The organism is Cetobacterium sp., assembly GCF_048470075.1.
In the GTDB taxonomy this organism is placed as follows: Bacteria; Fusobacteriota; Fusobacteriia; order Fusobacteriales; family Fusobacteriaceae; genus Cetobacterium_A.
The window spans coordinates 1-6,445 of the sequence record NZ_DBGBQB010000200.1 but is presented as its reverse complement, the minus strand read 5'-3'; the positions used below and the strand labels follow the sequence as shown (position 1 = coordinate 6,445).

The window sequence follows — 6,445 nt, the reverse complement described above, 5'->3', positions numbered from 1 at the left end:
TTACATACACCAAGTATAATACATTTGAAAAATAATGATGAGGTGAGTTTATTATGTCTAATATAAAAATATTTGGTTCACTACTTTTTGCAACATTTTTAATGGGATGTGGTTCTTCTGAAAAACCAACTAAAAACAATGAAAAAAATAGTGCAAAGGAGATCACTGTTTATACAGCTCTTGAAAATGAACAGATTCCTGAGTATCTAGAATCTTTTAAAAAACAATATCCAAATATAAAACTTAATATTGTTAGAGAATCCACTGGAGTTATCGTATCTAGAATTTTAGCAGAGAAGAGTAATCCTCAGGCAGATGTTATTTGGGGAACTGCAGCTACTGGACTTTTAGCCTTAGATGACGCCAATCTTTTAAAGGAATACTCTCCAAAAGATATTGAAAAAATAAACCCTAAATTTAAAGATAACACAGGAAAAGATCCTAAATGGGTTGGAAATAATGCTTGGATGACAGCTATCTCTGTAAATACTATTGAGATGAAAAAACTCGGATTAGATGAACCTAAAACTTTTTCCGATCTTATTAAACCACAATATAAAGGTTTAATCTCTATGGCAAACCCTGCATCATCTGGTACTGGATTTTTAACTGTTTCCGCTTTAATTCAACTATTTGGAGAGGAGAAAGCTTGGGAATATATGAAAAATCTGGATAGTAATATAGGAGTATATACTCACTCTGGTTCTAAACCAGCTAAAACTGCTGCATCAGGAGAGTATCCTATTGGAATATCCTATGGGTATCCTGGAATTAAGATAAAAAATGATGGAGCTCCTATTAATGTTCACTTCCCAGTTGAGGGTTCTGGATGGGATTCAGAAGCCAATGCTCTAATAAATAAAAAAGATATAAAAGATGAGGCTAAAATATTTTTAGATTGGGCTATATCTGAGGACGCTATGAAGATGTATGCAAAATCATATGGTATTGTTTCTAGAGATATCCAAGTTGCTCCACCTAAAGGCTTTCCTGAAAATCCTATCACTCAATTGATAGCTAATGATTTCTCTTGGGCAGCTGCTAATAAAGAGCGTATTCTTAAACACTGGGAAACTAACTTTGGGGCAAAAACAGAAAATAAATAAAAGGGGGAGTAATGAGTTATCTAAAAATAAATAATATAAAAAAAACTTTTGGAAAGTTTATAGCACTAAATAATATAAATTTTGAAATAGAAAAAGGGGAGTTTATCTGTTTCTTAGGTCCATCTGGTTGTGGAAAGACAACACTTCTTAGAATTATTGCTGGACTTGAAAATGTAGACAGTGGAGCTATATTTTTAAAAGATGAAAATATCACAAAAAAACACCCCTCTAAAAGAAATATGTCTATTGTGTTTCAATCCTATGCTCTTTTCCCCAATTTAACAGTTGGAGAAAATATAGCCTATGGAATGAAAAATAAAAGAATACCTAGACATATTATTCAAAAAAAAGTTGATGAATCTCTTGAATTAGTAGGTTTAAGAGGAAGAGAGGACAAATATCCAAATGAGCTTTCAGGTGGTCAACAGCAAAGAGTAGCTTTAGCAAGGGCGATAGCTTACTCCCCTGACATTCTTTTACTAGATGAGCCTCTTTCAGCTTTAGATGCTAAAGTTAGGGAGAAATTAAGAAATGATATTAAAGATCTTCAAAAAAAACTTGGAATCACAACGATTATGGTAACTCATGATCAGGAAGAGGCACTATCTATGTCAGATAGAATTATAGTTATGGACAATGCTAAGGTTGTACAAATTGGAACTCCTCAAGAGATATATGAGAAACCAGCTAACAATTTCATAGGAGATTTTATTGGTAAAGTTAACAAATTTGAAATCAATGGAAATAAAATTTTGGCTAGACCTGAAGATATCTCCTTAGCTGATGAAAACTGTGACAATTTTTTCGCTGGTACACTTGACTCATGGGAGTATATGGGGTCTTATTATAGATTGAAAGTCAATAAAAAAGGGTTTCAAATTGAAGTTGATGTTTGTAGAAATAAAATTAAAGATATATCCCTAAAAAAGGATCAACATATCTTTCTAAAGGTTGAAAGAACCATAGATGGAGGGATGGAATGGAATTAACTCTCAATAAATCTGAAAAACTTTTCTCTGAAAAAGTTAGAGACCTAATTGTTTTGGGGATAGTTTGCTTCTTTATTGTCGCTTTAGCCTTTCCCTTAATAACCTTAGGAATAAAGGCTACTCAGGACAACAGTGGCAACTACATTGGAACTACCAACTTTATACAGTATCTCACAAGTCCTGGAGTTTTAAACTCATTTTTTAACACAGTAAAAATTGCCAGTTTATCCATGAGTATCACCTTAATTTTAGGATTTCTTTACTCATATGGAATAGCTAGATCACAGATTAGAGGAAAAAATATTCTAAAGTTTTTAATTCTTTTACCTATATTTGCTCCCACTATGTTACATGGTATATCTCTTATCTATCTTTTTGGGAGGATGGGAGTTATAACAACTGGATTTTTTGGTAAGTTCCCATACCTAGCAACAGATATAAATCTTTATGGAGCAACTGGAATTGTTATAAGTGAGGTTATCTACACTTTGCCACAAGCTTACCTTATCATATCAATGGCTCTTGCCAACAGTGATTATAGACTATATTAGGCTGCTAAAACCCTTGGTACAAGTAAAATAAAACAATTTTTTACGATAACTCTACCCTCTTGTAAATACGCTGTTTTTTCCACAGCTACCGTATCTTTTATTCTTGCTTTTACAGACTTTGGAGCTCCAAAAGTTGTTGGAGGAAACTACAATGTCTTAGCAACAGATATATATAAGCAGGTTATTGGACAACAAAATCTTGGAAGAGGAGCTGTTGTAAGCATACTCCTTCTTATCCCAGCAATTATCTCCTTCTTTTTAGAAAAATCTTTAGAGAAAAAACAAAGAGATACTTTTAACGCTAAATCAATGAATTATAGAGTTGAACACTCCAGATTTAGAGATACCTTTTTCTATATCTTTTGTTGGTTAATTGGAGTGAGCATTCTAGGATTATTTTTGATTGCTGCTGTAGCTTCATTTATAAAAATGTGGCCCTATAACTTTGAAATCACTTTAAATAACTATAAGTTTTTTGATTTTAATGGTGGAGCATTGCAATTTTATAAAAACTCAGTAACTATAGCTTTTATCTCTGCAACTTTGGGAACAGTAATAGCTTATCTTGGAGCGTATATCTGTTTAAAAACTGAGAGTTTAACATCTGTAAGAAATACTATTAAGTTCTTTGCCATTGTACCTCTAGCTTTGCCTGGAATGGTTTTAGGTTTAGGGTATATTTTTTTCTTCAATATGAACTATATTCAAATCCCAATTATTGGATGGGTGAGCAACCCTTTTAACACTTTATATGGAACTCTTTGGATTTTAGTTTTAGTTAATATAGTACATTTTTTCTCTGTGGCTTTTATGACAGCTTCTACATCTTTAAAAAAATTGGATAAAGAGTTTGAAATAGTTTCTCTTTCAATGGGTATACCTTGGCATAAAACATTTTTCAATGTGACACTACCTCTAACAAAGCACACTATTGGAGAGATTTTTATCTACTATTTTGTAAACTGTATGACCACAGTATCAGCAGCTGTTTTTCTTTACACTTCAAAAACAACTCTGGCCTCTATTGCCATGATTAACTTAGATGAGGTTGGAGATCAAGCCAAAGCTGCTGCTATGGGAGTTTTAATAGTTATAACAAACCTTTTTATAAAGGCTATATATGAAATAATTAAAAAAAGATATTTTGGGAGGAATAGATAATGAAAAAAGAGATTAAAGCGGTTATATTTGATTGGGCAGGTACTACAGTGGACTATGGATGTTTTGCTCCTTTGGAGGTATTTGTTGAAGTTTTTAAAGAGGTGGGGATTGAAATCACTTATGAGGAAGCTAGAAAACCTATGGGAATGCTAAAAATTGACCATATTAAAGCTCTGTTAAAAATGGATAGAATCAATTCACTTTGGATAGAAAAATATGGAAGAGATTACAATGAAAATGATATTAACTCATTATATAATAGATTTGAAGAGGTACTTTTTGCATCTTTAGAAAATTTTGCTGAGCCTGTTCCTGGAATTTTAAATCTTCAAAATCAATTGAGAGAAAAGGGAATCAAAATTGGAAGTACAACAGGTTACACTAAGGAGATGCTTGATATTGTCGCATCTAAAGCTAAAGTATTTGGATACTCTCCTGATTTTAGAATAACTTCAACTGAAGTTCCAGCTGGTAGACCATATCCATATATGATCTATCAAAATATGGTCAACTTAGCTATTCCAAATAGACACTCTGTTATAAAAATTGGAGATACTACTGTGGATATGAAAGAGGGAAAGAGTGCTGGTGTTTGGACTGTTGGAATCTTAAAGGGAGGAAGTGAATTGGGACTTTCTCAAAATGAGGTTGAAACTATGAACCCAGTGGAGCTAAGAGCCCTGATGGATGAAACTGCTAAAAGACTTTACTGTGCTGGAGCTGATTATGTTATTGAAGAGGTCAAGGATCTTATCCATATAATAGATATAATTAATGAAAAAATGAATTTAGAAAATATTTTTTAGTAAATAATTAGATAATATAAAAAAATTTGAAGGAGAATTAAATGATCACTAATACCTTAACTGATAAACCGTACATTCTTTTAACACCAGGACCTCTAACTACATCTTCAGAAGTTAAATCTGCAATGCTTAAAGATTGGTGTACTTGGGATAATGAATATAACTCTCTGGTTCAAGATATGAGAGAAAGAGTTTTAAATATTGCTGAAGCTAAAGATGACTATACTATGATTCCTATGCAGGGTAGTGGAACTTTCTCTGTTGAAGCTGTTTTAACAACTGTTATAGGGGAGCATGAAAAGGTTTTAATCCTTTCAAATGGAGCCTATGGAGACAGAATGAAAACTATTTGTGACACTGCAAAAGTTTCAAATTCAATATATAAAATTGATCAAACACAAAGTTATGACTTAGATTATCTTGAAGATATTTTAAAGTCTGATTCTACAATTACTCACTTATCTGTTGTACACTGTGAAACAACATCTGGAATTTTAAATCCAATTAAAGAGATTGGAATACTTGCTAAAAAATACAATAAAATCTTTATTGTAGATGCTATGTCAAGTTTTGGAGGAATACATTTTAGTGTTCCTGAGTATCAAATTGATTTTTTAGTCAGTTCATCTAATAAGTGTATTCAGGGAGTTCCTGGATTTGGTTTTATTGTTGCTAAAAAATCTGAACTTTTAAAATGCCAAGGAAAAGCTCGTTCTCACTCTTTAGATATATATGATCAATGGCAAGTTATGGAAAGTGGAAATGGAAAATGGAGATTCACTTCTCCCACTCATGTTGTTAGAGCTTTTTATCAAGCGTTGTTGGAATTGGAAGCTGAAGGCGGTGTAAAGGCCAGAGAACTTAGATATAAGCAAAACCAGGATAAACTTGTTAAAGGTATGGATAAACTTGGTTTTAAAGCTATCATATCCACGGAGAAACAATCCCCTATCATAACTACATTTTATGCTCCCAATCATCCTGAATATAAGTTTGAAACTTTCTATTCTAAGTTAAAAGAACATGGATTTGTTATATATCCTGGTAAATTAACCAAGGAGGAAAGTTTTAGAATCGGTAATATTGGTGAGGTCTATTTAGATGATATTGAAACTTTAATAGACTCAATTGGAAACTCTATGTTTTGGAGATAGATATATGTTAATGGAAAAGCGTCGAAAACTTATTTTGGAAGAGATAAATATTAAGAATATAGTCTATGTAAAAAAACTTGCAAAAAAATATAGTGTTACTACGGAAACTATTAGAAAAGATTTAGAGGATATAATCCTAGAGAATCGAGATATAAAAAAAGTTTATGGAGGGGCCTTGAAAAGCTCCTCCAATGCAATTGATGAAAGTTATACTCTAAGGAATGAGCTCTTTTCTGATGAAAAAGATATTTTAGCTCAAAAAGCTGCTACTCTTATTGAGGATAATGACTGTATCTTTTTAGATGCAGGAACTACAGTTGTTAAATTGATTCCATATCTAAAAAATAGAAAAAATCTTAAGATTGTAACGGTTTCATTCTCTGTTGTTATTGAGTTTTTTAAATTTTTTAAAACTTTTGAAAACTCCCATAAGATATTTTTTATCGGTGGAGAGGTCAAATTAAATCTACTTTCAACTTCTGGAACTAAAGCTGTTTTTTCTATTAAAGATTATCTCTTTAATAAAGCTTTTTTAACCCTTGATGGACTTTCTTTGGAAAAGGGTATTACATCCCACGATTGTGATGAAGCTTTTGTTACATCTGAAGTTTTAAAAAACTCCACACAAAATATTTTTTTAGTTACAAATGATAAGCTAAATACTTCAAAATTCTATAA

General features: G+C 31.9%; 7 protein-coding genes and 1 pseudogene. All 8 read left to right on the top strand.

Translation table 11 applies throughout. The features are described from left to right. Positions 1-53 precede the first annotated feature (53 nt). The gene (locus ACMOUI_RS07240) at positions 54-1,106 is read left to right on the top strand and encodes a putative 2-aminoethylphosphonate ABC transporter substrate-binding protein (RefSeq protein WP_418965059.1); all 1,053 of its coding nucleotides are present in this window, start codon (positions 54-56) and stop codon (positions 1,104-1,106) included. A gap of 11 nt (positions 1,107-1,117) precedes the next feature. After that, the gene (locus ACMOUI_RS07235; protein WP_418965058.1) at positions 1,118-2,095 is read left to right on the top strand and encodes an ABC transporter ATP-binding protein; all 978 of its coding nucleotides are present in this window, start codon (positions 1,118-1,120) and stop codon (positions 2,093-2,095) included. Further along, positions 2,086-2,646 (top strand): hypothetical protein, encoded by a 561-nt coding sequence (locus ACMOUI_RS07230; RefSeq protein ID WP_418965057.1) that lies wholly within the window; start codon positions 2,086-2,088, stop codon positions 2,644-2,646. The genes ACMOUI_RS07235 and ACMOUI_RS07230 overlap by 10 nt, the downstream gene beginning before the upstream one ends. Positions 2,647-2,658: 12 nt before the next feature. Next, positions 2,659-2,922, top strand: a pseudogene (locus ACMOUI_RS07225) (putative 2-aminoethylphosphonate ABC transporter permease subunit); the annotation flags it as partial. A 33-nt stretch (positions 2,923-2,955) separates the two neighbouring features. Next, complete coding sequence (locus tag ACMOUI_RS07220) at positions 2,956-3,807, top strand: ABC transporter permease subunit (protein WP_418965056.1); 852 nt, start codon at positions 2,956-2,958, stop codon at positions 3,805-3,807. Beyond that, positions 3,807-4,613: a phosphonoacetaldehyde hydrolase gene (gene phnX, locus ACMOUI_RS07215; protein WP_418965055.1), complete on the top strand. Its 807-nt coding sequence runs from the start codon at positions 3,807-3,809 to the stop codon at positions 4,611-4,613. The genes ACMOUI_RS07220 and phnX overlap by 1 nt, the downstream gene beginning before the upstream one ends. Before the next feature lie 41 nt (positions 4,614-4,654). After that, on the top strand, positions 4,655-5,767 hold the full coding sequence (locus tag ACMOUI_RS07210) for a 2-aminoethylphosphonate--pyruvate transaminase (protein WP_418965054.1): 1,113 nt from the start codon (positions 4,655-4,657) through the stop codon (positions 5,765-5,767). Between the two features lie 4 nt (positions 5,768-5,771). Beyond that, on the top strand, positions 5,772-6,445 hold a 674-nt coding region (locus ACMOUI_RS07205), incomplete at its 3' end, for a DeoR/GlpR family DNA-binding transcription regulator (protein ID WP_418965053.1).

Coding starts and splice junctions, on each gene's coding strand:
- ACMOUI_RS07240 (WP_418965059.1), top strand. CDS start 54: ATGTCTAATATAAAAATATTTGGTTCACTACTTTTTGCAACATTTTTA.
- ACMOUI_RS07235 (WP_418965058.1), top strand. CDS start 1,118: ATGAGTTATCTAAAAATAAATAATATAAAAAAAACTTTTGGAAAGTTT.
- ACMOUI_RS07230 (WP_418965057.1), top strand. CDS start 2,086: ATGGAATTAACTCTCAATAAATCTGAAAAACTTTTCTCTGAAAAAGTT.
- ACMOUI_RS07220 (WP_418965056.1), top strand. CDS start 2,956: ATGAATTATAGAGTTGAACACTCCAGATTTAGAGATACCTTTTTCTAT.
- phnX (WP_418965055.1), top strand. CDS start 3,807: ATGAAAAAAGAGATTAAAGCGGTTATATTTGATTGGGCAGGTACTACA.
- ACMOUI_RS07210 (WP_418965054.1), top strand. CDS start 4,655: ATGATCACTAATACCTTAACTGATAAACCGTACATTCTTTTAACACCA.